General features: G+C 65.1%; 26 protein-coding genes and 1 tRNA gene. 10 read left to right on the top strand and 17 right to left on the bottom strand.

Features of this window, described 5'->3' with window-relative positions; translation table 11 throughout:
* Nucleotides 1-5 precede the first annotated feature (5 nt).
* The 3 genes from SKA58_RS03700 (at nt 6) to SKA58_RS03690 (ending at nt 4,238) form a co-directional block, all read left to right on the top strand.
* Nucleotides 6-1,349: an alkaline phosphatase family protein gene (locus tag SKA58_RS03700; protein ID WP_009821010.1), complete on the top strand. Its 1,344-nt coding sequence runs from the start codon at nt 6-8 to the stop codon at nt 1,347-1,349.
* Nucleotides 1,350-1,473: 124 nt separating this feature from the next.
* Nucleotides 1,474-2,712 (top strand): cytochrome b/b6 domain-containing protein, encoded by a 1,239-nt coding sequence (locus SKA58_RS03695; protein WP_009821009.1) that lies wholly within the window; start codon nt 1,474-1,476, stop codon nt 2,710-2,712.
* Between the two features lie 155 nt (nt 2,713-2,867).
* Nucleotides 2,868-4,238: a class II 3-deoxy-7-phosphoheptulonate synthase gene (locus SKA58_RS03690; protein ID WP_009821007.1), complete on the top strand. Its 1,371-nt coding sequence runs from the start codon at nt 2,868-2,870 to the stop codon at nt 4,236-4,238.
* 228 nt (nt 4,239-4,466) lie between these two features.
* Here the strand turns inward: SKA58_RS03690 and SKA58_RS03685 are convergent, their stop codons facing one another.
* From SKA58_RS03685 to SKA58_RS03675, 3 genes are read right to left on the bottom strand one after another with little or no spacing between them, the layout of a single operon-like run.
* Nucleotides 4,467-5,030 carry an LptA/OstA family protein gene (locus tag SKA58_RS03685; protein ID WP_009821006.1) on the bottom strand — a complete coding sequence of 188 codons (564 nt, stop codon included), beginning with the start codon at nt 5,028-5,030 and terminating at the stop codon, nt 4,467-4,469.
* Nucleotides 5,030-5,677: a hypothetical protein gene (locus SKA58_RS03680; protein WP_009821005.1), complete on the bottom strand. Its 648-nt coding sequence runs from the start codon at nt 5,675-5,677 to the stop codon at nt 5,030-5,032. Before SKA58_RS03680 ends, SKA58_RS03685 begins: the two co-directional genes overlap by 1 nt.
* 21 nt (nt 5,678-5,698) lie before the next feature.
* A complete protein-coding gene (locus tag SKA58_RS03675; protein WP_009821004.1) occupies nt 5,699-6,316 on the bottom strand; it encodes a ribonuclease D in 618 nt (205 codons plus the stop codon).
* Nucleotides 6,317-6,595: 279 nt separating this feature from the next.
* On the opposite strand from SKA58_RS03675, the gene SKA58_RS20460 reads away from it, so the two are divergent.
* Nucleotides 6,596-7,435, top strand: a complete 840-nt coding sequence (locus SKA58_RS20460; protein WP_037542085.1) for a cold-shock protein — start codon at nt 6,596-6,598, stop codon at nt 7,433-7,435.
* A 158-nt stretch (nt 7,436-7,593) separates the two neighbouring features.
* Here SKA58_RS20460 and SKA58_RS03665 read toward each other — a convergent pair whose 3' ends face one another.
* The 10 genes from SKA58_RS03665 to SKA58_RS03625 all read right to left on the bottom strand — a co-directional run bounded on the left by SKA58_RS03665 (nt 7,594) and on the right by SKA58_RS03625 (nt 16,151).
* Nucleotides 7,594-9,279 carry a GH35 family beta-galactosidase gene (locus SKA58_RS03665; RefSeq protein WP_009821000.1) on the bottom strand — a complete coding sequence of 562 codons (1,686 nt, stop codon included), beginning with the start codon at nt 9,277-9,279 and terminating at the stop codon, nt 7,594-7,596.
* A 147-nt stretch (nt 9,280-9,426) separates the two neighbouring features.
* A complete protein-coding gene (locus tag SKA58_RS20220) occupies nt 9,427-9,597 on the bottom strand; it encodes a hypothetical protein (RefSeq protein WP_009820999.1) in 171 nt (56 codons plus the stop codon).
* Complete coding sequence (locus SKA58_RS03660) at nt 9,594-9,836, bottom strand: hypothetical protein (RefSeq protein ID WP_009820998.1); 243 nt, start codon at nt 9,834-9,836, stop codon at nt 9,594-9,596. Before SKA58_RS03660 ends, SKA58_RS20220 begins: the two co-directional genes overlap by 4 nt.
* The gene (locus tag SKA58_RS03655) at nt 9,833-10,042 is read right to left on the bottom strand and encodes a hypothetical protein (RefSeq protein WP_009820997.1); all 210 of its coding nucleotides are present in this window, start codon (nt 10,040-10,042) and stop codon (nt 9,833-9,835) included. Before SKA58_RS03655 ends, SKA58_RS03660 begins: the two co-directional genes overlap by 4 nt.
* 132 nt (nt 10,043-10,174) lie before the next feature.
* Nucleotides 10,175-11,551, bottom strand: a complete 1,377-nt coding sequence (locus SKA58_RS03650) for an ATP-binding protein (protein ID WP_009820996.1) — start codon at nt 11,549-11,551, stop codon at nt 10,175-10,177.
* A gap of 10 nt (nt 11,552-11,561) precedes the next feature.
* Nucleotides 11,562-12,281, bottom strand: a complete 720-nt coding sequence (locus tag SKA58_RS03645) for a response regulator (RefSeq protein WP_037542536.1) — start codon at nt 12,279-12,281, stop codon at nt 11,562-11,564.
* Between the two features lie 139 nt (nt 12,282-12,420).
* Entirely contained in the window at nt 12,421-13,056 is a 636-nt protein-coding gene (locus tag SKA58_RS03640) for an EF-hand domain-containing protein (protein WP_037542535.1), read from the bottom strand.
* 257 nt (nt 13,057-13,313) lie between these two features.
* A complete protein-coding gene (locus tag SKA58_RS03635) occupies nt 13,314-14,531 on the bottom strand; it encodes an argininosuccinate synthase (protein WP_009820993.1) in 1,218 nt (405 codons plus the stop codon).
* A 170-nt stretch (nt 14,532-14,701) separates the two neighbouring features.
* Nucleotides 14,702-15,790, bottom strand: coding sequence for a hypothetical protein (locus tag SKA58_RS03630; protein WP_009820992.1), 1,089 nt, complete (start codon nt 15,788-15,790; stop codon nt 14,702-14,704).
* A 166-nt stretch (nt 15,791-15,956) separates the two neighbouring features.
* Nucleotides 15,957-16,151, bottom strand: coding sequence for a DUF4169 family protein (locus SKA58_RS03625; RefSeq protein WP_009820991.1), 195 nt, complete (start codon nt 16,149-16,151; stop codon nt 15,957-15,959).
* A gap of 90 nt (nt 16,152-16,241) precedes the next feature.
* Between SKA58_RS03625 and SKA58_RS03620 the strand changes: the two genes are divergently transcribed.
* Nucleotides 16,242-17,234, top strand: coding sequence for a LacI family DNA-binding transcriptional regulator (locus SKA58_RS03620; RefSeq protein WP_037542081.1), 993 nt, complete (start codon nt 16,242-16,244; stop codon nt 17,232-17,234).
* Between the two features lie 24 nt (nt 17,235-17,258).
* On the opposite strand, the gene SKA58_RS03615 is transcribed toward SKA58_RS03620, so the two are convergent.
* Nucleotides 17,259-17,332, bottom strand: a tRNA-Gly gene (locus tag SKA58_RS03615).
* 113 nt (nt 17,333-17,445) lie between these two features.
* Between SKA58_RS03615 and SKA58_RS03610 the strand changes: the two genes are divergently transcribed.
* The 4 genes from SKA58_RS03610 to SKA58_RS03595 all read left to right on the top strand — a co-directional run bounded on the left by SKA58_RS03610 (nt 17,446) and on the right by SKA58_RS03595 (nt 22,825).
* A complete protein-coding gene (locus tag SKA58_RS03610) occupies nt 17,446-18,360 on the top strand; it encodes a LysR family transcriptional regulator (protein ID WP_037542532.1) in 915 nt (304 codons plus the stop codon).
* 133 nt (nt 18,361-18,493) lie between these two features.
* Nucleotides 18,494-20,614, top strand: a complete 2,121-nt coding sequence (locus SKA58_RS03605; RefSeq protein WP_037542079.1) for a TonB-dependent receptor — start codon at nt 18,494-18,496, stop codon at nt 20,612-20,614.
* 81 nt (nt 20,615-20,695) lie between these two features.
* Nucleotides 20,696-21,811 carry a DUF47 family protein gene (locus SKA58_RS03600; protein ID WP_037542530.1) on the top strand — a complete coding sequence of 372 codons (1,116 nt, stop codon included), beginning with the start codon at nt 20,696-20,698 and terminating at the stop codon, nt 21,809-21,811.
* 15 nt (nt 21,812-21,826) lie between these two features.
* Complete coding sequence (locus SKA58_RS03595; RefSeq protein WP_009820986.1) at nt 21,827-22,825, top strand: inorganic phosphate transporter; 999 nt, start codon at nt 21,827-21,829, stop codon at nt 22,823-22,825.
* Nucleotides 22,826-22,883: 58 nt separating this feature from the next.
* Here SKA58_RS03595 and SKA58_RS03590 read toward each other — a convergent pair whose 3' ends face one another.
* The gene (locus SKA58_RS03590; protein ID WP_009820985.1) at nt 22,884-23,069 is read right to left on the bottom strand and encodes a hypothetical protein; all 186 of its coding nucleotides are present in this window, start codon (nt 23,067-23,069) and stop codon (nt 22,884-22,886) included.
* Nucleotides 23,070-23,214: 145 nt separating this feature from the next.
* Here SKA58_RS03590 and SKA58_RS03585 point away from each other — a divergent pair, with 145 nt between their 5' ends.
* Nucleotides 23,215-24,627: a helix-turn-helix domain-containing protein gene (locus SKA58_RS03585; RefSeq protein WP_009820984.1), complete on the top strand. Its 1,413-nt coding sequence runs from the start codon at nt 23,215-23,217 to the stop codon at nt 24,625-24,627.
* 27 nt (nt 24,628-24,654) lie between these two features.
* On the opposite strand, the gene tatC is transcribed toward SKA58_RS03585, so the two are convergent.
* Nucleotides 24,655-25,434, bottom strand: a complete 780-nt coding sequence (gene tatC, locus SKA58_RS03580; protein ID WP_009820983.1) for a twin-arginine translocase subunit TatC — start codon at nt 25,432-25,434, stop codon at nt 24,655-24,657.
* On the bottom strand, nt 25,431-25,958 hold the full coding sequence (locus SKA58_RS03575) for a translocase (protein ID WP_009820982.1): 528 nt from the start codon (nt 25,956-25,958) through the stop codon (nt 25,431-25,433). Before SKA58_RS03575 ends, tatC begins: the two co-directional genes overlap by 4 nt.
* Nucleotides 25,959-25,968 lie beyond the last annotated feature (10 nt).

The raw sequence follows: 25,968 nt of genomic DNA, 5'->3' as shown, positions 1-25,968 counted from the left end.
GACGCATGAAAAGACTCGCGCTTGTCGTTTCGGCCCTGACCACGGTTGTACCGCTCGCGGCCCGGGCAGAACCCGTCCTCCTCATCTCCATCGACGGGTTGCGCCCCGGCGATGTGCTGGAGGCGGACAAGCGCGGGCTTTCCATTCCCAATCTGCGCCGCTTCGTGAAGGAAGGCGCGCATGCGACCGGCGTGACCGGCGTGCTGCCCACTCTGACCTACCCCAGCCACACGACGCTGATGACGGGCGTGTCGCCGGCCAAACATGGCATCGTCGCCAATAACAGCTTTGACCCCATGGGGATGAACCAGGGTGGCTGGTACTGGTACGCACAGGATGTGAAGACGCCGATGCTGTGGGAAGCGGCGACCAGGGCAGGGCTGTCCACCGGCAATGTCCATTGGCCCGTCAGCGTGGCGGCCAGGGGCGTGACGTGGAACCTGCCGCAAATATGGCGCACCGGACATCAGGATGACGCGCGACTGCTCGATGCGCTCGCGACACCGGGTCTGAAAGCGCAACTGGAAGCGCGGGTCGGCGAACCTTATGCCATGGGGATCGACGAAAGCCTGGCTGCGGACCAGAATCGCGCGCAGTTCGCCCGCGCCCTGATCGACGCGCACAAACCCGATTTCCTGACCGTCTACTTTGCCGCACTGGACCATGAGGAACATGCGAGCGCGCCGGGATCGCCAGCGGCGAAGGCCGTGCTGGAAAAGATCGACGCGCTGGTCGGCGATCTGGTGGCCGCCGAACGACAGGCGCATCCCGACGCGGTGATCGCGCTGGTCAGCGACCATGGGTTCGAAGCGACGCATAGCGCACTCAACCTCTACCGCCCCTTCATCGACGCCGGCCTCATCACGCTGGGGTCCGACGGCAAGGTCGCGTCCTGGCTGGCGATGCCCTGGATCGCGGGCGGATCGGCGGCGATCATGCTCGCACGACCCGATGATGCGGGTCTCAAGGCGCGGGTCAAGACGCTGCTCGACCGGCTGGCCGCCAATCCCGCCAACGGTATCGATCAGATCGTGGATCACGACAGGCTCGTTTCGATGGGCGGCAATCCGCAAGCGAGTTTTGCCGTGAACCTGAAGCCGGGCTTTGTGACCGACATCTTCCGGGGCGCGGCAGCTCCCGTAACCGGCCCAAGCCCGGTCAAAGGGATGCACGGCTATTTTCCCGGCCCCGCCGCCCTGGACGCGACCCTCCTGCTGCTGGGCGAGGGCATTCCCGCCGGCAAGGATCTGGGGCGGATCGACATGCGCGCCATTGCGCCCACGCTGGCGAAAATCATGGGCGCCGACTTGCCAACGGCGCAAGTGAAAGCGCTGGATATCGAGGATTAGCACGACCTCCCCCCCGGCGTTGCACGGGCCGGTCGCGGGCGTGACCTGCGTGATTGGTTGCAAGATGATGGACTTGCATGCGCGTCCGACCTAATTTGGCGGCACGCCACAACGGGGAGCATCCATGCCGCAGCGCTACAGCATAGCCGCCATCATCCTGCACTGGGCGATCGCCGCCCTGCTGGCGTTCCAGATTGCCGTGGGATGGGCGCTGGAAGATCTGGGCGCGCGCGGCTTCAACCTGTTCCAGCTGCACAAGTCGGTCGGCATCACCATATTGGCGCTGACGCTGTTGCGGATCGCCGTCCGTTACTGGAAGCCGCGTCCGCCAGCAAAGGAAGGCGGTTGGCAGGGAAGCCTGGCCTCTGCCGTGCATTTCGGGCTCTATGCCTTCATGCTGGCCGCGCCGCTGACGGGCTGGGCGCTGGTTTCCACTGCGAAGGTCAAGGTGCCGACACTGATCTTTGGCGTCATCCCCCTGCCCCATCTGCCGGTGCCCGCTGGCGCGCACGAACTGGCCGAGGGCAGCCATGGCGTGATCGCCTGGATCGGCATTGCCTTGTTCCTGCTGCATGTCGCGGGCGCGTTGCGCCATCATCTGCTGCTGCGCGACGGGTTGCTCTGGCGGATGGTGCCGGGCCGCTCGCAGCTGTGGCTGGTGGCATTGCCCGCGCTGATCCTGATCGGCTTCCTGGCCGGAAGCGCGATCGTGCCGACCGGCGCGCCGCCCGCCCCGGCGCCGGTTGCGCAGGACGTCGATATGGGCAACGACGCCGCCAATGTCGCCGAAGCGCAGAATGCCACTGCCGCGACGGAGGTGGACAATGCGGTCGCCAACGCCAGCGACGCGGCCGAGGACACGACCGCAGAGCCAGCGACGTGGGCCGTGCAGCCGGGCGGCGCCATCCGATTTTCGGTGGGCAATGACGGTGAGACGATCAGCGGCACATTTTCCAAATGGACCGCGAACATCGTCATGGACCCCGCCCGGCCCGAAAGCGCGGACATCGCCGTAACGATCGACATGACGTCGGCGAGCGTCGGCGACGCCTATAAGGACGGGATGCTGCCCGGCGACGAGTTTTTCGCGACCGCCGCCCATCCAACCGCGACCTTCACCGCCAAGGGCGCACAGGAAACCAGCCCCGGCCGCTACAGCGCCGATGGCATGTTGACGCTAAAAGGGATCTCCAAGCCCCAGTCCATCCGGTTCAGCCTGTCGGGCGACGGCGCGACGCGGCGGGTGCGCGGCATCGCCAGCATCGCGCGCGCGGCCTATGATGTGGGCAACGGGGAGAGCGGCGGCAGCCTGGCCCCGCAGGTGGCGGTGACGTTCGACTTCACCGCCCGACGCAAGGACTGACGGCAGGACTGGCGACTGGACTGATGGCCTGGTCGATCAGCCTGATCGAGACAAATCATTGCGCGGCGGACGGGCAGGACCGCTATAAACTTGCCTTGACCTGCGTGGCGGCGTAGGTGCGGCGCCTATTTTGATGCATGCGAAGGAGAAGAGACGTGGCGGCGAAGTGGACGCCGGAAAGCTGGCGGAGCCAAAAGGGCATTCAGATGCCCGTCTATCGGGACCAGGCGGCGCTCGCTTCGGTCGAGGCTCAGCTTGGCCAGTTTCCGCCGCTCGTCTTTGCGGGCGAGGCGCGCAACCTGAAGGCCGATCTTGCCAAGGTGACGACTGGCGAGGCGTTTCTGTTGCAGGGCGGCGATTGCGCCGAGAGCTTTGCCGAATTCCACCCCAACAATATCCGCGACACGTTCCGCGTGCTGCTCCAGATGGCGGTGGTGCTGACCTTTGCGTCCAAGCTGCCAGTGGTGAAGGTCGGCCGCATGGCGGGCCAGTTCGCCAAGCCGCGATCGGCTGATACCGAGACGATCGGCGGGGTGGAATTGCCCAGCTATCGCGGCGACAATGTCAACGACATCGCCTTTACAGCCGAGTCGCGGGAGCCGGACCCGGCGCGGATGGTCCGCGCCTATAATCAGTCCGCTGCGACATTGAACCTGCTGCGCGCCTTTTCGACGGGCGGCTATGCCAGCCTCGACCGGGTGCATGGCTGGATGCTCGACTTCATGGGCCGCAGCCCCTGGGCCGCGAAGTTCGAGGCAATGGCCGACCAGATCGGCCAGGCGCTCGACTTCATGCGCGCCTGCGGGCTGGACGCGGAGAGCGTGCCGCAGCTGGGCGGAACCAGCTTCTACACCAGCCACGAAGCGTTGCTGCTGCCGTTCGAACAAGCGCTGACCCGGCAGGATTCGATCACCGGCGAATGGTATGACACGTCAGCGCATATGCTGTGGATCGGCGACCGCACCCGCTTTGAAGGGTCGGCGCATGTCGAATATCTGCGCGGCATCGGCAATCCCATCGGCATGAAATGCGGGCCGAGCCTGGAGCCGGACGCGCTGCTGCGCCTGCTCGACGTGCTGAACCCCGCACGCGAAGCAGGCCGCATCACGCTCATCACCCGCTATGGCCATGACAAGATCGAGGCGGGCCTGCCCAAGCTGGTGCGCGCGGTGCTGCGCGAAGGGCATCCGGTCGTCTGGTCGTGCGACCCGATGCACGGCAATGTCATCAAGGCGCCCAATGGCTACAAGACGCGGCCGTTCGACCGCATCCTGGCCGAGGTGCGGGGTTTCTTCGCCGTGCATCGCGCCGAGGGCAGCTTTGGCGGGGGCATCCATGCCGAAATGACCGGGCAGAATGTCACCGAATGCACCGGCGGCGCGATCGCCATCACCGACGAAGGTCTGGCGGACCGCTACCACACCCATTGCGACCCGCGCCTCAACGCGGCGCAGAGCCTGGAGCTGGCCTTCCTGCTGGCGGAAATGTTGAACGAGGAACTGAAGGAACGTCGCGCGGCGGCGTGATTTCCTAGCCGATCGAACATGGGGCGCTACCGGCGGGTGGCGCCCTTTTTCATGCCTATAGCGCGACAGCAAAAGCGACGGCTGTTAGGCGTTTTGCATTTCCGCGCCGCCAGGATCAAACATTATCGTTGTAAATCAGATGCTTAGCCGTTCGCAATAAGGCGCATTATTGCGAATCCTGCCATTTTGTAAAAAACGCTCCGCACCTGTCGCCTTTGCGGGGCGCGGTCAGTTGCTGCGCTGCGGCACCGAGAAGGTGCCCGAGACCCGTCCGCTGGGGCTGGTAGAGGTGCCCGCGCCGCCGCCGCTGGAGCGCCCATCGACGGTCGATCGCCCGCTGTTCAAATCCATCACCAGCCGTCCGCCGGTGAGCCGATTCGCCCCCTGCGTCAGCGCAACATTGCCCAGCATCGTGATCAGCTTGGCATTGAGGTCGTAAATGGCGACATTGCCGCGCGCGGTCTGATCGCCCTTGGTCACGACGACATTGCCCGATGCGTCGATGCGGTCGATTTCGACGCCATTGGCGCCGCCGCCCGGCTGGTTGCGATAGGCGACGGTCATGCGCGCGGCGTTGAGCGTCATGCCCGCCTGCGTCACGACGACATTGCCCGACACGACGACGCGGTCGGCGCGGTCCTGCACCTCAATCCGGTCAGCGGTGAAATTGACCGGGGCGTTGCTGTCATGATTGCGGAGCGCCTGCGCGAACAGGGGGCCGCCAGAGCCGACGATCATCACGCCAGTGGTGGCCAGAAAGCCTGTCGAAAGCAGGATGAGGGTGCGTTTCATCACTTCTGCCCTTTGAGGCCATTTTGTTCGATACGCAAGCGGGCGCGGCCGTCCAATGTCACGGTGCGCGCGCCCATGTCGGCTTCGAGATGATCGGCGCTGAACGTGCCGATGGGAATGCGCCCGTCGACGCGGCCGGCGCTGCGCATTCGCCGCGTCGTGAGATCGACGCCGACGTCGCGGGTTGTGAGGCGATAGCCGCCCGCCGCCTGGAACTGCACAGGCCCTTCGATCGCGACGCGTTCGCTTTCCATGTCGTAGCGGCCCTTTTGCGCGGTCAGCACGGCGGGACCATCCGACAACAGGATGCGCGCGGACATGTCGTTCAGGTCCACGATCGGTTCGCGTGAGCTTTTCTGCACCGCCGATCCGGCGCGCAGTGAAAAGGGCTGACCCTTGCTGTCTTCGCCGCGATAGAGCGCTTCGCTGACGCGCATGCGTTCCTTGGCCACTTCCACCTTGTTCTTGTCGAGCACGAAGCTGACCTTGTCGCCGCTGGTGAAAGGCGCGGTGGCGAGCAGCGCGGCGAGTATGCCGACCGACACGGGCAGCCAGTTTTTGAGCAGCTTGACCAGTCGGTCATGGCTGCCCCCCGGCCGCGCCCAATGGCGGCGTACATTACGTTGCTGTTCGGCCTGAACGGACATGGCGGTGCGTCCCCGTCCCCCTTACATATGCGCGAAAATGTCGGTTTCCGGCCAGCCCGCCAGGTCCAGTTCGGCCCGGTGCGGCAGGAAATCGAAACAGGCCTGGGCCAGTTCCATCCGCCCTTCCCGCTCCAGCCGCTTGTCCAGTTCTGCCTTGAGCTGGTGGAGGAACCGCACGTCGGACGCGGCATAATCCTTTTGCGCGTCGGACAGGACCGGGCCGCCCCAGTCGCTCGATTGCTGCTGCTTGCTGATGTCCTGCCCCAGCAATTCGCGCACCAATTCCTTCAGGCCATGGCGGTCGGTATAGGTGCGCACCAGGCGTGAGGCGATCTTCGTGCAATAGACCGGCGCGGCGACGATGCCCAGATAATGGCGCAGCGCGGCAATATCGAAGCGGCCGAAATGATAGAGTTTGAGGCGCTCAGGATCAGCCAGCACGGCCTTCAGATTGGGCGCGGCATAATCGCTGCCGGGGTTGAAGCGGACCAGATGCTCGTCCCCCTTCCCGTCGCTGATCTGGACCACGCACAGCCGGTCGCGCGGGGTGATGAGCCCCATGGTTTCGGTATCGACGGCGATCGGCCCAGGCGCGAGCACGCCGACGGGCAGATCTTCTTCATGGAAATGAACGGTCATGCCACCCCCTCTATGGCGAAACCGCCCGCACCGCAATCGACGCAATGCAGGAGCCCCGTTGCGCGACGAGCGGACGCGCACATGCGGCAGGATGCACAGGATAGCGATAATATCGCGAAAAGGAACGGATCGGGTCCGAAGAGGTGAAAATCATTCGCATGGCCCTGAAAAGTTGATATAGTGATTCCCAAACCCGCCTTTGCGGTGGATTTTGCATGTCATTCGCCCGACATGTTTGTCCGATTGGTCTTGGGGCGAAGCGAAAGTGACTAACAGGGCATGAGTTTTGATAGAGGTCGCCGCGGCGGGCGCGGCAAGGACAAGCGCGACGGTTTCGGCGACGACAATTTCTACGATCAGGGCCGCGGCGGTTTTGGCGGCGGCGGTTTCGGCGGTGATCGCGGCGGCTTCGGCGGCGGCGGTGGCGGTTTCGGCGGCGATCGTGGCGGTTTTGGCGGCGGTGACCGCGGCGGCTTCGGCGGCGGCGGCGGTGGTGGCCGCGGCGGCTTTGGCGGTGGCGGCGGTTTTGGCGGCGGCGGCGGCGGCGGTGGTCGCGGCATGCCCGCGCAGGTGGTCGGCGAAGGCAAGGGCGTCGTTAAATTCTTCAACGGACAGAAGGGCTTTGGCTTCATCGTTCGTGACGATGGCGGCGAAGACGTGTTCGTTCATATCAGCGCGGTGGAACAGGCCGGCCTCACGGGCCTCGCCGAAGGCCAGCCGCTCGGCTTCACGCTGGTCGATCGCGGCGGCAAAGTGTCCGCCACCGACCTGGTGATCGACGGCGAACCGATGCCGGTGACCGATCGCGCGCCTCCGCGCGAACCGCGCGCCGGCGGCTTCGGCAACGATCGCGGCGGCTTTGGCGGCGGCGACCGTGGCGGCCCGCAGCGGCAGCTGACCGGTGAGCGCGCGAGCGGTACGGTGAAATTCTTCAACGCGATGAAGGGCTTTGGCTTCATTCAGCGCGATGACGGCCAGCCCGACGCCTTCGTCCACATCAGCGCCGTCGAACGCGCAGGCATGGCCGCCCTCAACGAAGGCGACCGCCTCGACTTCGAACTGGAAGTCGACCGTCGCGGCAAATATGCCGCGGTGAACCTCCAGTCGAAGGCCGACTGAGCCAGCGCAAAAGACACATCCCTGTCACAAGGGAGAGGATGCGAAAGGGGCCGCTTGAAAAAGCGGCCCCTTTTTATTTGGTAGATCGGAAGACCGATGCAGCAGCCCTATGCCCCCGTCGCCAAGGGCAGGGATCGGTTGCCAGTGATCATAAGCTGTCAGCGATACCGATAGAGGCGGACGCGATAGACCTTGTTTTCGGCAGCGTCCGATGAGGAGAGCCGCAGGGATTGACCCTGGCCATTTTCGTCGCCGTTCAGTCTTCTCCCGGCGGACATCGTCCCATCCTTCAAGATTTGTTCGTCGATACTCTCAATACCGACAATCGGCGGTCCGGGACGGTCCGTGGTAAAGCTGACCTGCATATCGCCAGCCCCCAAGACGATGAATTCGTCCGGTCCGGTTTGGAGGAACATCGCCGCGACGCGGCTGTCAGGATCGACATTACCATCGGGTCCGTTCGCGCGGGCCATGTTGACCATATAATCGCCGATCCGCCCCCGGCCCGATCGTTGCGCCGAGCCCTCCATGATAACAGTCGAGATCTTTCCTTCTGCCTGCTTCTCAAGCACCAACGGCGCGAGTTGTTCGAGCTGGCCATAGAGCGCGCCGATCACAGGGTCGCCATCCCCGCCAGTGCCGAGCCCGACGCTCGGATCTCCAGCCAATTGCACGCCGCGCTCGTCAATGCCGAAGGGCGAGAAGCCGAAACCCTTGAGCGCGCCGAACGTGTAAAGAGCATTGGCCGCACCGATCGCCCCGCCCCGCGCTTCGGGCACGAACAGCACATTATCGGGGCGTCGATATTGAGACGCCCAATAGGCATAATTGTCGAAATAAATGTCGGGAGCAAGGAAATCGAGGGCCGGCGCACCCGCCTTCCAAAGATCCATGGCAAAAGGCAGCGGGCCACCCGAATTATACTGGCCCGGCTCGTAATTGGGCCGGATCAGCGCCGCATTGGTGAACATGGGCAGCGCATATTCCGCTTTGCCAGCCGCAGCGACATGATTAATATAGCGCGCATAGGACCAGGACATGAACAGAGAATCCGTCATGCCTTCGTCCCCGAAGACCTCGGTCCAACTTCCGCTGGCCCGCCCTCCATTGGCTTCCCACGCGGCGCGCAATTCCGGGTTAAGTGTCGCGCGATGCTCGGTCAGATAGGTCATCAACTCCACAGGGACCGGCCCGGCAAAAGCGGCTTCGGCGTCGGGCGCGTGGTCGCGCGATTCAGGAATGACGCCGACCTCATTTTCCACCTGCACCATCAGCACCGTCTGGCGCGCGCCATCCACGGCCTTCAAATGCCGCATCAGTTGCGCAAAGGCACGCGCGTCGGCATCGCGAGCTGTGGTGGACAGAGCGGAAATGCGTTCCGTCCCGCGTCCATCCGCAGTCTGCATGCGCGGAAACCGCTTCGTGTCGCGCTTCACCCAGGAAGGGACATAGCTGGAGAACGTGTTCTTCCAAGTGCCGAACCAGAGAAATACCAGCCGCAGATCATGATCGCGCGCGCCCTTTATCAGGCCATCGACATTACTAAAGTCAAACTGGCCCTCGACCGGCTCGATGGTCTCCCATGCGACGGGCACCAAGATCGTGTTAAGATTGTCGCGGACCAGCAATGGCCATTTCCGACTGAAATGGACAAGGTTGCTGGTGCTGCTGTTCTTGACCTCGCCGCCCAGCACCAGAAAGGGTTTGCCATCCACGATTAGCTGCGTTGCGGCGCCGCGTTGTTCGAAATGCGGCAGATCGGTGCGCGGGGCGGTAGCGGCGATGCCAACCTGAGGCAGGCCGCATAGGCTAGCCAGCAATAACAGCGCGCATATATGTCGCATGGAAACCCTCTCCGCATCGTATTGTGTTAACGATACCATTACGCGGAGTTACTTTGGATGCCAAGACGCAATTGGGTAAATGCCGGTCCTATCAGGATCGTCTGGAATGCCAGCCCAAAGGTGGTGCGCCCATGACAGCCCTTACCGCTACCCCGCGTCGCGGGGGCGGCGTGCTTGGGCCTCGCGTTGGGTGACGGCGAGGATTTTGGCGTGGGCGCGGATCAGGTCGCTGTCGCGATTGCGGCGCGTCTGGGCGGGCGGGCTTGCCGCCTGCGCCGCGCTGGGGGTGCGGAGGGCCGCTTGCTGGCGTTCGGTCATCGGCGAGAGGTCGCGGCCGGCAGTTGACGCGCGACATGCGAGGCGGAGCGCACCACTTCACCCTGGATCAGCTTGCCCTTCATCAGTCCGCGCAGCGTGTCGGCCTCGCGCGGGTCCAGCATCACGACGCGCACGCCGCCCGATTGCAGCGGTTCGATCACCGAAATGCGCAGCGCATGGCTGGCGCACAGGGCCGTGACCGCTTCGGGCGTGCCCTTGACGTTGATCGCGCGGCTCATGCCCGCACCTCCACATGCGCGGAAAGGGTGAAGCTCGCCGAGCCATCGGCGCGTTCCGACCGATAGGGATGAGGATGCTGGCGAATACGTCGATTATAATCGGCCGCCGATCGACGATGGGCGGAAGATATTTCAGGCGTATGCGCGCTATGATAGCGGATCAGTTCTTCCTGTTCCCGCATCAACAGATAATTGAGATCGTCCAATATTTGGCTCCCTGGCTGGCAAGCGGGAGCACAATGGTCTCTCTGTCACGGCGAATGCTTGCGGCATGGGTCGCGCGATGGCCATGATGTAGCATAATAGTGACGCCGCGTCGCCCTTTTAATCGTCCAATGTCAGGCGGGCAGCACCAGGCTGGCCTCCAGCCCCCCTTCCGGGCGGTTGGCGAGGAGGAGTTCGCCATGATGTTCGGTCATGATCGCACGGACGAGCGCAAGGCCGAGGCCCGCGCCGCCGGTTTCGCGGTTGCGCGAGCCTTCCAGGCGGGTGAAGGGTTCGAGCATTTCGGCCATGCGGTCCTGCGCGATGCCAGGGCCTTCGTCGGCGACGGTGATACGCACCTGGCCGGGCAAGTGGGAAACGCTGACATGGGCGCGATCGCCATAAACGATGGCGTTTTCGATGAGGTTGCGCAGCGCGCGGCGGATTTGCTGCGGGCGGACCAGAGCGACCGCGCGGGCGCTGTCGGCCAGGGTGACGGGCGATCCCAGCTCGACGAAATCCTCCACAACCGCGTCCGCCAGCGCCGACAGGTCGACCTTTTGCGGGTTTTCGGCGCTGCGGCCGGCGCGGGCGAGCGAGAGAATATCCTCCAGCATACGGTTCATTTCGTCGATCGTGTCCGACATGCGTGCACGCTCGGCGTCATCCTCCACCGATTCGGTGCGCACGCGCAGCGAGGCGAGCGGGGTGCGCAGGTCATGGCCGATCGCGCCCAGCATCCGGTCCTTTTCATCCAGCATGGCGATGATGCGCGCGCGCATGGCGTTGAAGGCCATGGTGAGATCGCGCACATCGCCCGGCCCGCGTTCGTCCACCGGATCGGCTGCGCCCGTGCGAGCGAATTGCTGGGCCGAGGCGGTCAGCTGGCGCAGCGGGCGCGCAAGGCGGCGGCCGATCCACAGCAGCGGCGCGAGCACGATGATGTAGAGGATGAGCGTCTGCCCCGCCAGCCAGCCGCCAAAGCGCGGCGGGCGATTACCGATGCGCCCTTCGACCAGCAGCCACTGGCCCGCATCATATTCGACGGCCAGTTGCAGCCGGCCGACGCGGCGATCATCGGGCGCCTCCCCCTGGCGCAGGCGGAGCCTTTCCCAGCGGCGGAGTGGCATGACGCGGCTGTCCTCCGCCGCGATCACCTGGCGCACGGCAAGCCCCATATCCGCCAGCATGTCGCGCGCGCGATCCGCGACGTCGGGCCGGGGCTTGCCGCCGAGCGCGGGCTGCGCGGCAAGAAAGCGGATATTGCGGGCTTGGCGCCGGTCAGCCCGCCCTTCGCGCGGGGAGGCGCGGTCGGGCGTGCGGTCGGCGCGTTGATCAAGCGCGGTCAAGACGCGATAGGCGAGCGGCGCGGTCTGGCCCGTCAGCGTCAGCCGGTTGCGTTCGCGCAGCAGCAGGCCGAAATTGATCGCCTGCGCCACGAACAGCGCCAGCGCGACCAGCAGGATCACCTGCCCGACCAGGCTTTGCGGCCAGAAGCGGCGTATCGTCATGCGGCGCGCGTCACAATTTGCGCACTTCGGCCGAGAGCGTGTAGCCGCCGCCCCAGACGGTCTTGATGAGCGTCGGGTTCTTGGGGTCTGGCTCTATCTTCTTGCGCAGGCGGCTGATCTGATTGTCGATCGCGCGGTCGAAGGCGTTGGCTTCGCGCCCCTGGGTGATGTCGAGCAGCTGGTCGCGGCTCAGCACCTGATTGGGGCGCGTAGCAAAGGCCAACATCAGATTATATTCGGCGGTGGACAGCGGCAGCGACACGCCTTCGCTGTCGATCAGCGTGCGTTCCTGCGATTTGAGCAGCCAGCCGGCAAAGGCATAGGTCGCGCCATCGGGCGCGGTGACGCGCTGGCCGCCACTGGCGACGCGGCGAAAGATCACCTTGATGCGGGCGACCAGTTCGCGCGGCGAAAAGGGTTTGAGCACATAATCGTCCGCGCCCATTTCCAGGCCGACGATGCGATCCGTCTCCTCCGATTTCGCGGTGAGCAAGATGACCGGGATCTCGCTCGTCTCGCGGATATGGCGGCAGAGCGACAGGCCGTCCTCGCCCGGCATCATGATGTCGAGGATGACGAGGTCGATGGCGTTGGCGTTGAGCCGCACCCGCGCCTCCGCGGCGCTGTCGACGGCGGTCACGCGAAAGCCGTTGCGGGACAGATATTGCGCCAGCGGTTCGCGGATCGAACGCTCGTCATCGACGAGCAGGAGGTGGGGACGGTCGCTCATCATGCCTGTCTGTCATGGGTTGTTCATGGTTGGAAGGGCGAAGGCCAGGCCCCCGCCCTTCCGATGAAGGCCGGACGGTCGGTGCGCGGGGCCGAGGGAGAGGAAATCCCGTGCGCCGGGCCGCCGACAGTCACGCGGCTCAGTTCTGAGCGGACGCTTTGCGGTCCTTCCACGCAGCGCGCATCGCCTGACGGCCGGCCTTCATTTCGTCGGCGGTGACATAGCCATCCTTGTTGCTGTCAGCCCGATCGAACATGGCCATCGCGCCAGCGGTAAATTCGGCCTTGGTGATCGTGCCGTCCTTGTTCGCGTCGGCAAAGCCGCCGCGCGCGCCGTGCATCATGCCCTTGCCGGGGCCGCGATGATGGCGCTTGCCCATGTGACGGCCGCCTTCGCCCTTGCCCATTTCAGCGCGCTTGTCGGCGCGGGCCTGCTGACCGGCGGCGAGTTCGGCTTTGCTGAGCTGGCCATTCTTGTCGGTGTCGAGCCGGGCGAAGCGTTCGTCCATGCGCTGCTGGCGCTTGAGGTCACGATCCTTGGACGTCAGCTGGCCGTCCTTGTCGACGTCCATCCTGGCAAAGCGCGCGTCGAGCGCGGCCGTGAGTTCCGCCTTGCTGATCTTGCCATCCTTGTTCGCGTCGGCCTGCATCATCATGCCGCCGCGCGGGCCACGGGGGCCGTCTGCGCCGGGCTGGGCGAAAGCGACATGGGTGGCGGCAAGGCCCCCGACGAACAGGAATCCGACCGCGACGGTGGTGAAAAATTGGCGAAGCATATCTGTTTCCTTGGCTTGGTTCATCCGAACGAGGCCGGTGCCGCGTCCTTGATGACCCTTATGGAAACCAGTTGTCCCGCAACTTTGTCAGGCCACCGCCGAATTTGTCGCGAAATGTATCAGGCAGAGGCTGTCCGCAGGGATGGCGGAGGCGTCCTTTCGCAGGAATGGCCGAGGGGCAAGGCGGGTCCCCGCCTGCGCGGGGACGACGGGGGTGGCGGCTCTGGCGGCTGCGCCCACCCCCCCCCCCGGTGCGATCAGCGGTCGCGCCGTCCGAGCAGACGAAGCCGCAGGGCGTTCAGCTTGATGAAGCCGGCCGCATCGCGCTGATCATAGGCGCCAGCGTCATCCTCGAACGTCACGACCTTTTCGCTGTAGAGCGAATAGGGCGATTTACGCCCGACGACATGGACGCCGCCCTTGTAGAGCTTGAGCCGGACGGTGCCCGTTACCTTTTCCTGGCTATGGTCGATCGCGGCCTGGAGCATCTCACGCTCCGGGCTGAACCAGAAACCGTTATAGATGAGTTCGGCGTAACGCGGCGCGAGTTCGTCCTTCAGATGCGCAGCGCCCCGGTCGAGCGTCAGCTGCTCGATCCCGCGATGGGCGAGATGATAGATGGTGCCGCCGGGCGTTTCATACATGCCGCGCGACTTCATGCCGACGAAGCGGTTTTCGACCAGATCAAGCCGGCCTATGCCATGTTTGCGGCCATAGTCGTTCAATGTTTCGAGCAAGGTCGCAGGCGACATGCCCACGCCATTGATCGCAACACCATCGCCGCGTTCGAAGTCGATCGTGATATATTCCGGTGCGTCCGGTGCATCTTCCGGGTTCACGGTGCGCGAATAGACATAGTCCGGGGTTTCTTCCCACGGATCTTCCAGCACTTTGCCTTCCGAAGAGGTGTGCAGCATGTTCGCGTCGGTCGAAAAGGGGCTTTCGCCGCGCTTGTCGCGGGGAATGGGGATCTGATGCTTTTCGGCGAACTCGATGAGCTTCGTGCGGCTGGTCAAATCCCATTCGCGCCAGGGGGCGATCACCTTGATGTCCGGCGACAGCGCGTAATAGCCCAGTTCGAAGCGAACCTGGTCGTTGCCCTTGCCGGTCGCGCCATGGCTCACCGCGTCCGCGCCCACTTGTTTCGCGATTTCGATCTGCCGCTTGGCGATCAGCGGCCGGGCGATCGACGTGCCGAGCAGGTACAGCCCCTCATAAAGCGCGTTGGAGCGCATCATCGGAAAGACATAGTCCTTCACAAATTCTTCGCGCAGGTCGTCAATGAAGATATGCTCTTGCTTGACGCCCATCAGTTGCGCCTTGGCGCGGGCGGGCTCCAGTTCTTCCCCCTGCCCCAAATCAGCGGTGAAGGTCACGACCTCGCAGCCATAGGTCTGCTGCAACCATTTCAAAATCACGCTGGTGTCGAGACCGCCGGAAAAGGCGAGGACGATGCGATTGATCTTTTCGGTCATGGAGCGGCGACTCTTTCTGATGGAAACGGCGCGTAAAGGCGTGCGCGCGCCCGGTATCAGTCACGCCGAAAAAGCGCAACCGGACTGGCGCGGCCGGGATCGCAAAAAGGCCGAGCGCATGGCCCGGCCTTCGTTGCCTTTCTTGATTGCGTGGCGGGGGCCAGCGCCGATCAGCGTGTACGCGGTTTCAGGAAGCCGCTACGCGGACCATCCTTGTCGAAGCGGTAGACCATCTGGCTGCGATCCTGCGTCGCCGGACCGTGTGGTGCAACTGGTTCGGCATGTACTGTTTGCGGCGCATCGGGCGTGCGGGCCGCCGCTTCACGCTGGGCCAGCAGGAAACGGGCGCGTCGAGTGCGTTTGGCCCGGGTCGTAAAGGGATTTTCCGGGCTGGGGGGCGCGGCGACCATGGCGTCGAGCGTCGCGTCCTGTGGCGTAACCATCGCCGGGGCCATCGCCGGACGCGCACCGATCGAGGGCCGGCTGGCGGGCGCATGCTCTACAGGCGTCGTCCGCGCCGGACCGACCATAGCAGGCGCGGGCTCAGGCATTGCCGCAGCGGTGGCATAGGTTGGCGTAACAACTCCGTCCTCCGCAACGGGGCGTCGGCGGCGCATCACCATCGCGCCACCCAGGCCCATCAGCAGCAGCGCGCCGCCACCCATGGCCCACAGAAGCGCCTGATCCGTACGCGCGGCTTTTGCCGGGGCTTCAGCGACCGTCGATGGCGCGGTGGCGGCGGCAGCCGGCATATCTGCCGGGGCGCGATCCGTCGTGGATGGGGCTGGCGGAGTCGGCGCCTCCGTCGCGGCGGCGGGCGACGTCACTGGCGCGGCCGGCGCATCCATTGCCGTGGATTCGGGCGTGGGGGCAGCCTGGCGAGCGGTTGCCTGACGCGCGGATGGGCGGTTCGCCTGATCCGTAGCGCGGCTGCTTGCCTGCTCCGCCTCGGCAGCGGCACGTGCCTCGGCGATGCGCTGTTCAACCGGGGCGGTCGATTGCACGACAGGCGCGCTCGGCTGAAACACCGGGGTTGCAGGCATAGTGCTTCCTGCCATCGTGCTTCCCGGCGTCGCCACGGCCGGCGCGGCCTGTGCCGGGGTCATTGCCGGCGGACTGACGATGCTCGCCTCCGGCGCGGCCGAGGGCGCAACAGCGGGCGGCACAATGTCCTGCGCCAGCAGAGGCGTTGCGGTAAAGGCCAGAACAGCGGCGATCGCGGCCCTGGCGGGGCGGATGGTGCGAATATGTCCAGTCATAGTGGATCATCAACCATCGACTGGTCCGAATCTTTGCATGAACTGGCCGCATCAAGGACGAACCGAAAGGACGATAAGGCGAAGCGATCATTATGAACGGATGTTCATCGCATGAAGGCCAGGACATCTCACCTTCGCTAAACGATTATTCATCCTACAGAGATCATTACTGATCTTTTTCTTGAGGCGACTCGCGAAATGCGCCCCTCAACACGGCATTCTGGCGCTCCTCTTGGGCCGCCTGCGCCGAACGTTCGGCCTTCGTGCGGCCATGGAGCGCCCGATTGGCGGCCGCGTTCGCCGCCTTGTCGGCACGAGCCTTGCGCTTGCGCGCCTGACGCAGATTGATGACAGTGCCCATCGCGCCACCATAAGGGAGCGCGCCATGGCTTGCCAAGCGCGACGACAAAGGGGCATGACAAACGCCTCCCCGCGCCATGAGCCAGAACCCATGACCAGCATTCACGACGTCGCCGCCCTCGCCAAAGTCTCGATCAAGACGGTGTCCCGCGTCGTCAACAAGGCGCCCAATGTCAGCGACGCGTTGCGGGACCGGGTGCAGGCGGCGATCGCGCAGCTGGGCTATCGCCCCAACCAGTCCGCGCGGCGGCTGGCGGGCGGGCGGTCGTTCATGATCGCATTCCTTTATAACAACCCCGCGCCCGGCTATGTCAGCCGCATCCAGATGGGCGCGGCCTGGCGGTGCAGGGACCTGGGCTATCATCTGGTGGTCGAACCACTATCGCCGGGCGGAGAGGAACGGTTCGACGTGCTCGACCGGCTGGTCGCGGCGCTGCGGCCCGATGGCGTGCTGCTCGTCCCGCCGCTGGCCGACGACCAGCCGCTGCTCGACAGGCTGGCGCAGATGCAGCTGCCCTGCGCGCGCATTGCCGGTTCCGGGCCCTCGCCCAGCTTCACCATCTCCACGCCCGAACAGGCGGCGGGCCGGATGGTCGCGGATCATCTGACCGGCCTTGGCCATCGCCGCATCGGCGTCATCACCCCGCCCGCGACCCACCATGCCGCGCTGCGCCGGGTCGATGGCTTTCGCGAAGGGCTGGCGGCGGCGGGCATCGCGGCGGAGGACGCGCTGTTCGTGCCCGGCCGGTTCGATTTCGCGTCGGGGATCGCGGCGGGCGAGGCATTGCTGGCGCTGCCGCACCCGCCGACCGCCATCTTCGCCACCAATGACGACATGGCGCTGGGCGTGCTGACGCTGGCGCACCGGATTGGGTTGCGCGTGCCCGAAGACCTGTCCGTCACCGGCTTTGACGATACGTCGGCGAGCCTGACATCCTGGCCCCCGCTGACCACCGTGCGCCAGCCGCTGGAGGAAATGGGCCGCACTGTCATCGACGCGCTGGCGCAAGACACACGCGACACACCCGAATTCCGCTTCACCCTGATCGAACGCGGCAGTTCAGGGCCGCCGGCGCAAGCGTGAGGGATAAACGATGTACGGAATGGCTGGAGCGGGTAGCGGGGATCGAACCCGCATCACAAGCTTGGAAGGCTAGTGCTCTACCATTGAGCTATACCCGCCCGGCAGAGGAGCGCCCTGCCATCATCGCGGGGGGTTCGTCAACCCGGCTTTGCGTGGAAAGCGCGCGAAGATGGCGCTTACGCATGGAGGCCATTTCCTCTATCACCGGCGCATGAGCAGCCCGTCCCTGCGCCAGTTGGATATTTTCGCGCAGATGGTGGCGGCGGGCAGCGTGGCGCGCTGTGCCGAGGATATGGGTCTGACCCGGCCCGAGGTGCTGGACGGGATCGCGGCGCTGGAGATGCGGCTGGGCTATCGGCTGTTCGACGATCCAGGCGGCGAAGCGCGGCTGACGCCGGCCGGGCGCAAGACCGCGCAGGCGATGATGCAGCTGGGCGGCGACGCGCCGACAGCCCTCGATACGCCAGCATCGGATATGCCGCCTTTGCAAGCAGCGCAGCCCACGCCGCCGCGCGACGCGATCATCCTGGCCGCGCCCGCGCCGATCTTCGGCCATTTCCAGGACGCGCTCGCCGCGTTCGAGGCGGCCAATGACGATATCGCCATCAGCATCGACCTGCATGTCCACAGCGCGAACGACGCCGCGGCGGCACTAGCGAGCGGGCGCGCCGACATCGCCTATTTCTACGCGCTGGAAGAGCCGGCCGCGCCCCCGTCCCGCTATGGCTGGTCGGAGCCGCTCAACCTTTATGCCGGAAGCGGCCATAGGCTGGCGCGCGCGGACATGGTGGCGCGCGCGGACCTCGCCGCGACGCCGCTGCTGACGATGGAACGCAGCAACGGAATGCGCGACATCGTCGAGGCGGCACTGGCGCGCGGGCGCGCATCCTTTGCGATGGCAGCGCTGGAAAGCGACAATATGCTGGAGATCGTCGAGGCGCTGCGTGATGGAGCCGGCTGCTTTGCCGCCTTTGGCCCCCTGGCGCGCGACCTTGGCCGGATGAGCGGCATCCGGCGGCTGGCGCTGGACATGCCCCTGCCCGCCATCGAAATCCGGCAGGCGGTGGGACCGCATCTGGCCGACAAGCCGGCGGCCGAGGCGCTGGCCGACTATCTGTTTCTATAAGCCGCCATTGTCATTGCCGCCATGTTTCCGCGTCGTGGCGCATCGTCGCAAATTTCCGACGAACAGGCTTGTTACGGTGTAACATCCTAGATACAGGGTCGGCATCAGATCATAGTCAAAGGGTTGATCCTCCATGTCCCGCTTTTCGATGCTGCGCGCCGGCTGCGCCCTGCCGCTGCTGTGCCTTTCCGTCCCGGGCCTTGCCCAGACCGCGCCGGCCGCCGACGCGGATCAGGATGGCAGCTATCATGACCAGCGCGCCGACATTGTCGTCACCGCCCTGATCCCGCGGCGGCAGGGGGACATATTGTCGGGCACCAGCGTCCTGACCGGTGAGAAGCTGACTCGCGAACTGCGCCCCAGCATCGGCGAAACGCTGGCGCGTCAGCCGGGCGTGTCGGCGACCTCCTTTGGCCCCAGCGCATCGCGCCCCATCCTGCGTGGCTTTCAGGGCGAGCGGGTACGCATATTGACCGATGGCATCGGCAGCTTCGACGTGTCGAACACATCGGTCGACCATGCCGTGGCGATCAATCCGCTGACCGCCGATCGCATCGAAATCCTGCGCGGGCCGTCCGCCCTGCTCTATGGGTCGTCGGCGATCGGCGGCGTCGTCAATGTGATCGACAGCCGCATTCCGCGCCGCGTGCCCGATGAGCCGATACATATCGACGCGATCGGCACCTATGGCAGCGCCGCCAATGAGCGCACGGGCGCGGGCGAAATCGAAGTGCCGCTGGCCGACAAGTTCGTCGTCCATCTGGACGGCAGCTACAGCAAGACCGGCGATCTTGACACTGGCAACTATATTCTGACGCCGGCGCTGCGCGCGCAGGCGGCGGCGAGCGGCGACGCGGAGATTGCCGACCTAGCGAACCTCAAAGGCAAGCTGCCCAACAGCGCCGGGCGCGTATGGGAAGTGGCCGGCGGCGCGGCCTATATCGACGATGGCGGCAATCTGGGCGTGTCGTTCGCGCATACCGACAATTTCTACGGTGTGCCGGTGCGCTATGCGCTCGACCCCGATGGCGAGGCGGAGGAGGTGCGGCTGCGCATGAAGCAGGACCGCGTCGACCTGCGCGGCGAAGTCGCCGTCAACGGCGGCGTCCTCGACAGCATCCGCCTGCGCGCGGGTTATGCCGATTATCAGCATCAGGAAATCGAGGATACGGGTGAGGTCGGCACGACCTTCTACAACCAGTCGATGGAAAGCCGGCTGGAATTCGTGCAGTCCAAGCGCGGCGGATGGGACGGCGCGTTCGGCGCGCAGTTCTTCACGCGCCGCTTTGAGGTCGAAGGCGAAGAAAAATTCCTGCCCAAGAATGAAACCAACCAGATCGGCTTCTTCACGCTGCAATCGCTGGACCTGGGCGACACCCGGCTGGAAGGTGGCGCGCGCTTTGAACATACCAATGTCAGTGCCGACGCCGACGAGGCGCTGTTTTTCGACGGGCGCCGCCGCAGCTTCGATGCGCTGTCCGGTTCCATCGGCATCAGCCAGGCGATCATGCCCGGCTGGCGCGTGGGCCTGAACGCGTCGCGCAGCGAACGCGCGCCATCGGCCGAGGAGTTGTTCGCGCGCGGCAATCATGCCGGTACGCAGGCCTTTGAGTTGGGCAACCCCGATTTCGGCAAGGAAAAAAGCTGGGGCCTGGAAGGCACGCTGCGCGGATCGGGCGACGGCTACAGCTTCAGCCTGGCGGCCTACCATAACTGGTTCAGCGGCTATATCTATGAAAGCGTCGCCGCCGACAGCGCGTGCCAGGCGGTCAATGGCGGCGAGGAGCTGGAATTTCCCTGCTACGCCTTCAACCAGGCCGATGCCCGCTATTACGGGTTCGAGGCGGAGGCGACGGTCAAGCTGGCGCAGCTGGGCAGCTATGCGATCAATGTCGATGGCGTTGCCGATTATGTCCGCGCCACCATCAAGGGCAGTGGCCCCGCGCCGCGCATCCCGCCGCTGCGGCTGCTGGGCGGGCTGGAAGCGCAGGGCGATCGGCTGTCCGCCCGCGCCGAAGTCGAGCATGTGTTCGATCAGGATCGGGTGACGGACTTCGAAACGCCGACCGACGGCTATACGATGGTCAACGCATCGCTGTCGTTCAAGCCGCTGCCCGGCAACGACCGCACCACGCTGATGCTGTCGGCCAACAATATCTTTGACGTGGAGGCCCGGCGCCATGCCAGCTTCCTCAAGGATTTCGCGCCGCTGGCCGGCCGCGACATCCGCGTGACGGCGCGCTTCTCGCTATAAGGCACGGAACCGGGGCCGGACGATGCGTCCCGGCCCCGACCGGCCGATTGCGCATTATGACGTTTATGTTACATGCGATCGATGCGCCAGATCGCCGCCCTGCCCTATACGACCGCCGCCGATGGTTCGATGCAGATCCTGCTGATCACATCGCGCGATACCGGACGCTGGGTGATTCCCAAGGGCAATCGCATGAAGGGGCTTGCGGGGCATCGCGCCGCCGAACTGGAAGCCTATGAGGAAGCGGGGATACAGGGCATCGCCTGCCCGGCCCGAATCGGCCGCTACCGTTATGACAAGCGCCGCCGCAAGGGCGGATCGCGCGAGGCGATGGTCGACGTATTCCCCCTGGCCGTCACCCGCCACTTGACCCACTGGCCCGAACAGGGGCAGCGCGAACTGCGCTGGTTCCCGCTCGCCGAAGCGGCGAAAGCGGTGGACGAGCCGGACCTGCAATCCATCATCGCGCGCTTCCGCAAACCCCCCGCCGATCCGGGCTGGTTCTTTCGCGTCCTGATCGCTATGCGCGACCGGCAGAATGAAAGGACAGGTCTATTGCGCTGGTTCCACGCGCTGATGCCCAAGCAGGGGCGTTTCTTCGAACAGTTTGAGGATCATGCCACGACATTGGTCGCGGGCGCGGATGCGCTGGCGCGGCTGATGCAGGGCGGACCGGACATGGCGACCCATATCCGCACCATTTCCGATCAGGAGCATGTCGCCGACGACATCATCCGCGATGTGCTGAAGGACGTGCGGCGCATCTTCGTCACGCCTTTCGACCGCAGCGCGATCACCGACCTCATCGGGGTGATGGACGACGCGATCGACCAGATGAACCAGACTGCCAAGGCGGTCGCGCTCTACGAAGTGACGACATTCCCGCCGCAGATGCAGGATATGAGCGCTCTAATCGTCGAATGCGCGCGCATCACGGAGGAAGCGATCCCGCTGCTGCGATCGCTCAACCTCAACGCCGCGCGGCTGCACGACCTGACGGAGAGGCTGGTCACGCTGGAAGGCCATGCCGACATATTGCATGAAGACGGGCTGAAACTTCTTTATGCGCAGGCCCGCGACGGCAATCCGATGGACTTCATCGTCGGCCGGGAAATCTACAGCCATCTGGAAAAGGTGACCGACCGGTTCGAGGATGTCGCCAACGAGATTTCCGGCCTGGTCATCGACCACGCCTGATCCCGCGCGCATCCCATGGACCCCATCGCCCTTCCGCTGCTGATCGCGCTGGTCGGCGTCGCCCTGCTGTTCGATTTCCTGAACGGGCTGCACGACGCCGCCAATTCGATCGCGACCATCGTGTCGACCCGCGTTCTCAAGCCGCAATATGCGGTCGCTTGGGCGGCCTTCTTCAACTTCATCGCCTTTCTCTTCTTCGGCCTGCATGTGGCGACCACGGTGGGCAAGGGTATCGTCGATGCCAGCATCATCGACCCGCAGGTCATCTTCGGCGCACTGATGGGGGCGATCAGCTGGAACCTCATCACCTGGGCGCTGGGCATACCGTCCTCGTCCAGCCATGCGCTGATCGGCGGATTGCTGGGCGCGGGCGTATCCAAGGCGGGCCTGCCCGCCGTGGTGTGGAGCGGGGTGTTCAAGACCAGCGTCGCCATCGTCCTGTCGCCGGCGGTCGGCCTGTTCCTGGCGCTGATGCTGGTGCTGGTGGTGAGCTGGATATTCCGCCGCTTCACGCCGCAGGGCGCGGACCGGGTGTTCCGCAAGCTGCAACTGGTATCCGCCTCGCTCTATTCGCTGGGGCATGGCGGCAATGACGCGCAGAAGACGATGGGGATCATCGCCGTGCTGCTTTATTCGCAGGGCATGATGGGCGGCACCTTCTACGTACCCTTCTGGGTGATCCTGTCCTGCCAGGCGGCGATGGGGCTGGGCACGTTGCTGGGCGGGTGGAAAATTGTCCACACCATGGGGTCGAAGATCACGCGGCTGACGCCGGCACAGGGTTTCTGCGCCGAAACCGGAGGGGCTATCACCCTGTTCATGGCGACCCATCTGGGCGTGCCGGTGTCGACCACTCATACCATTACCGGCGCCATCGTCGGGGTGGGCGCGTCGCGCCGCCTGTCGGCCGTGCGCTGGAACATCGCGTCGCGCATCATCGTCGCCTGGGTCGTCACCCTGCCCGCCGCCGCGGCGATCGGCGCGCTATTCTATGGGCTGACACAGCTGTTCTAGGCAAGACGAAGGCGCGGTCGGTTGCCCGCCGCGCCTTTTCCTCTCCTAGCCGATACCGTCAGGCCACGCGGCCGAGGCGATGATAGAGATTGGCATATTTGACCGATTCAGGCTGGTCCTGCACTTCGCGCAGATAATGGGCGATGGCGGTGCGAATGAGGCTGAAATCCTCCTGACTGAACACCGCGCGCGAACGGGCGGGCTGGGGATGGCCGTGGGTCGGTTCGATCGTCTGCGCCTGCATGAGTCGGTTTCCTTGTGTGATGCCACATAGCGTTGGGGCCATGGACAGCGATGTAGACAGATGCGGCGGCGGCTTACAGGCCGATGAGTGGCCGCCAGTCATGATTTGGATTGGTCATAGTGTCAAATCATGACATAGTGACCGCATGGCAGGTGTAGGCGACCGCAAACTCTATCTAGGCCCCAAGCTCCGCGTGCTCCGCCGCGAATTGGGGCTCAGCCAGACGCAGATGGCCGAGGAACTGGGCGTGTCGCCGAGCTACCTCAACCATCTGGAGCGTAACCAGCGTCCGTTAACGGCCCAGATGATGCTGCGGCTCGCCAATACCTATGACATCGACATTCGCGATTTCGCCGCACCCTCGACCGATGGCGGGCCGCGCGAACTGGGCGAGATATTGTCCGACGCGCTGGTGCGCGACATCGGCATATCGCGCGACGAGGTGCTGGAGGTCGCGGAAAATTATCCGGGCGTGACCGAGGCGGTGGCGCGTTTCTACCGGGCGCTGACCGACCTGCGCCGGGTGCCGGGGGAGGCGCTTGCGGGCGGGGCGGAGCGGGTCCCGATGACCGCGCCGATCGACTGGTTGCGCGAGATGATCGCGCGGGCGGGCAATCATTTTGCCGAGATCGACGCCGGCGCGGAAGTGATCGCGGCGGATTTGCCGGAAGACCCGGCGCTGCTTCAGGCGGCCTTGCGCACGCGGCTCAAGGACCGGCATGGAATCAGCGTGCAGACGGTCCGGGCAGACCTGATCGCGGGACGGCTGCGCCATTTCGACATGCACCGCCGCCGCCTGATGCTGAGCGAGCGATTGGCCCCATCGGGCCGACTGTTTGGCGTAGCCTGGCATCTGGTGGCGCAGGAACTGGCCGAGGCCATCGCCGCGCAGGTTGCGCGCGCCGCGCCGCCGGACGAGGACAGCCGCCGACTCGCGACGATCGCACTCACCAACCATGCCGCCGCCGCGCTCGTCATGCCCTATGAGCGGTTTCGCCAGGCGGCCGAGCAGAGCCGGCACGACCTGCCATTGCTGTGCGACCGGTTCGGCGTGTCGATGGAGCAACTGGCGCATCGCCTGACCAGCCTCAACCGCACCGGGGCGCGCGGCATCCCCTTTTTCATGGCAAAGGTCGATGGGGCGGGACAGATCGCCAAGCGGTTCGATGGCGAGGCCTGGCCCTTTGCCCGCTATGGCGGCACCTGCCCGCGCTGGGACGCGCATGACGCGCCCGCGTCCGGGGCGATCGCACCGCAATTGATCGAGACGATAGAAGGCAAACGGTTCGTCACGCTGGCCGTGAGCGTGCCGCGCGGTGCGACGGGCGCGCGAGCGCGGAGCGTCATCGCGCTGGGTTGCGAGGCGAAACACGCCGCCCGCATCGTCCATGCCGATGGGTTCGACGCCGAGCGGGGCGAAGCGACCGAGGTAGGGCCGGGCTGCCCGCTATGCGAGCGGCGGGCCTGCCCGGACCGGGCACTACCGCCGGTCACGCGCGCGCTGGATCTGCACAGCTATGAACGGACCGCCGCGCCCTATCCCTTCCGCCGGGTCTGACGGAACGCCGCATCCGGTCAGGGATGGTCAGGCCGCGACTTCTTCCGCGTCCTCCGGCTCCACCTTCTTGCGATCGGTGAACCAGATGGCGATGATCGTGACTTCGTAGAGCAGCAGCAGCGGGATGGCGAGCATCAGCTGCGACACGACATCGGGCGGGGTCAGCACGGCGGCCAGCACGAACGCGGCGACGATCATATATCGACGCATGCCGATCAGTTGTGCGCGCGTGACAAAACCCGCGCGGTTGAGCAGCATCAGCAGCACCGGCATCAGGAAACTGATGCCGAAGGCCAAAATGAACTGCATAACAAGGCCAAGATAGGCGTCGGCGCTGGGCAATGCCTCGACCGACAGGCCGCTGCTGTCGCCCTGAAACTCCAGAAAGAAGTGGAAGGCAGTGGGCATCACCACGAAATAGGCGAGGCTGGCACCCATGGCGAAGAGGAAGGGCGTCGCCAGGATGAAGGGCAGCAGCGCCTTTTTCTCGCGCGCGTACAGGCCGGGCGCGACAAAGGCCCAGAGCTGGTTGGCGATGATCGGGAAGGAGAGGCAGAAGGCACCGAAAAAGGCGATCTTCACCTGCACGAAAAAGGCTTCGTAAAGCTTGGTGTAGACCAAGCGCCCGCCGCCATCGCCGAAGGCCTCCTTGAGCGGGTGGACGAGAATGGCGAACAATTGCTCGGAAAAATAGAAGCAGATCGCGCCAGTGATGGCGAGCGCATAGACGCATTTGAGCAGCCGACCACGCAGCTCGATCAAATGGTCGAGCAAGGGCGCCTTGCTGTCGTCAATATCGTTGATCATGCCGCCGCGTCACCCTTGTGCGCGGGCAAGGCCTCGTCGTCCTTGGCAGGGGCGGCCGCCACATAAGGTGGACGATCGCCCTCCTGTGACGGCGGCGGAGCGGGCGCTGGGCGTGATTCGGCGACAAAGGCGGGCTTGGGCGCGGGCGGCGCAGGATCGGCGACATAGGGCGGCGCATCCGCACCTTTTGCCCCATCCGCGCCGGGCAGAGCCGATTCGGACGCGGCGACGGACGAGCCATCATCCGACGCAGCATCGGGCGCCGGCAGCGCGTCGGTCGCGGGCGCGGGCGGATGATCGTCCATGATCCGCTTGTTCTGCGCGGCCCATTTCTTTTCCAGCTCTTCCAGTTCCACCTCGCGCACCATGGCGTCGATGCCGGTGCGGAAATGGCGCGCCATGCCCTGCGCCTTGCCCACGATCTGCCCCACCTTGTAGAGCGCGCGCGGCAGGTCCTTGGGACCGATCACGATCACCGCAATGATCACGATCACCAGAAATTCGGTCGAATCGATGCCAAACATGCGCGACTAC

The sequence above is a fragment of the Sphingomonas sp. SKA58 genome, assembly GCF_000153545.1.
In the GTDB taxonomy this organism is placed as follows: Bacteria; Pseudomonadota; Alphaproteobacteria; order Sphingomonadales; family Sphingomonadaceae; genus Sphingobium; species Sphingobium soli.
The sequence above is the reverse complement of the archived record's forward strand: the minus strand, read 5'-3'. Positions and strand labels throughout refer to the sequence as shown.